The following is a 1,717-nucleotide window of genomic DNA, read 5'->3' as shown; positions in this document are numbered from 1 at the left end:
TCCTTAAATTCTTTGCTGTAACGTTTCATTGCGATCCCCTCCGTCTCTGTTCGTTCAGTTTAACAGATTTTTGGGGAATTTGCGACTGCACTTACAGGGTACTACTCCAATTGGTATAACCGCAAACGCATCAAGTTGTCTTTAGGTGGACGCAGCCCTTTGGAATATAGACAGAATCTTGGGTTGCGGCATAACTTGTCCAACTTTTTGTCCGCACCCCCGCTGGCGTGGCTGACGGGGGAAACGGGGTGCGGTGCTTCTTGCTGCCCCGTTTGCTCCGGCAGGAAAACAGGCTGAATTTTTGCGAATGGGAATGAGCAAAAAATCGGCCTGTTTTCAGAGAACGGCGGCAGGTATATGAAAGCCCCCGTCCCTCGTCCTACGCTCCGACTTGTGGACAAAGTGTCCCGAAGTTGTGGCCACACTCCCGGAAAAGTAGCAGGACAGCGGGCAACCGTCAAGGCTGAAATGAACGGGGTTACACCCGGCCTTGACCGCCGCCCGCCGCCCCGCTGGATGGGTGGACAAGGCGGCCAATCCCTCAAAGTGCTTGTCCGCGCTCTTTCTGATTTTGAGGTATTCAGTTTTTCAAAATTGAATAATCAAAATAAATTTTTTCGATTGAAAAAATTTTATTTGTTATCATCTTCAATGCCATATTTTTTCTTTTGCCGAATCACATAATTACTGATTTTTTCATCATATAGTGGATACTGGTAATCCAACTGGCATGCCACTTCTGACGAAACCTCCCGGAACAATGCCATACATTGTTCAAAGGATTCCCACATATGGGGATAGGAATCCATATTATAAGTGGACATAAGTCGTTCCCACAATTCCTCTGGGACATATTGCTTCATAAATTTATAGTTTTTTCCCAAACTGAAATGAAATCCCTGTTTGATACCAATCAGCCAGGAAATCATGCGAAGCAATTCTTTTCGTACTATATCATTCATATGGTCAATAGCAAAAAGAATTTCTTTGCGGCATAAGCCCTTTACTACATATGTTGTAGTATTCCAAAATTCATTACAGCAATCGTCAAACATTCTTTGAGTAGGCTTCTGCAAGTGGTAGTCTATATCCGTTGGTATTGGCGGCTTTACGATACGGTTGTCTTTATCCAACAGTAACTTTACCAGTTTATCCCATGTAAAATACTCGTCTATCAGTTCCAGCGGCAGCAAAGTTAAATCTATCTTAACATCATCAGTAAACAGCATTAAATATGAAAATCCCTTTTCTACAGCTGGAAATAATTCCATATCTTCCGGCTTTTGCAGAATCAACCTTTCACCAAATATATCTAGCCATTTATCATCACTTGTGAAGCTGTCCATATCCGTAACAAAAAAAGTAATATCAAAATCCTGAAAATCATCAGGCGGAATATTTGTATTTGTTCTAGATCCTTCCAAAGTAACCATGCGAATGCGTTTGTCTGTTTTTGCAAAATTCAAAACAATATCATAAACTTCCTTTTCTGATCTCATTTTTATCTCCTCCAATTATTGAAATAGGTGTGAAGCCATTTTAGGGCTTTCCCGCCTTGATTACCCTTTAGCAAAGACGGGCGGGGCTGTCAACGGCGGCGCATGAAATGTGAACTGCACCCCAAAAGTTGGACAAGAAAGTCAACGAAAGGGGTGCAGAAATCTATGGGAAAAGAATTGTTCAGTGAGGAATTAAAATTAGCAGTTGTTCAGTATGT

Annotated in this window: 2 protein-coding genes; one reads left to right on the top strand and one right to left on the bottom strand. The window is 42.1% G+C overall.

Going from position 1 to position 1,717, the window contains the following annotated elements:
* Positions 1–66: 66 nt before the first annotated feature.
* Complete coding sequence (locus ACTQ34_RS17860) at positions 67–297, top strand: IS3 family transposase (protein ID WP_441364947.1); 231 nt, start codon at positions 67–69, stop codon at positions 295–297.
* 335 nt (positions 298–632) lie between these two features.
* Here ACTQ34_RS17860 and ACTQ34_RS17855 read toward each other — a convergent pair whose 3' ends face one another.
* Positions 633–1,499 carry an aminoglycoside 6-adenylyltransferase AadE gene (locus tag ACTQ34_RS17855; RefSeq protein ID WP_001255868.1) on the bottom strand — a complete coding sequence of 289 codons (867 nt, stop codon included), beginning with the start codon at positions 1,497–1,499 and terminating at the stop codon, positions 633–635.
* Positions 1,500–1,717 lie beyond the last annotated feature (218 nt).

This window comes from Agathobaculum sp. LCP25S3_E8 (genome assembly GCF_052117165.1).
Lineage (GTDB): Bacteria > Bacillota > Clostridia > Oscillospirales > Butyricicoccaceae > Agathobaculum.
The sequence above is the reverse complement of the archived record's forward strand: the minus strand, read 5'-3'. Positions and strand labels throughout refer to the sequence as shown.

Excerpts from the sequence above, each read along its gene's own strand:
- ACTQ34_RS17855 (WP_001255868.1), bottom strand. The coding sequence starts at position 1,499 with ATGAGATCAGAAAAGGAAGTTTATGATATTGTTTTGAATTTTGCAAAA.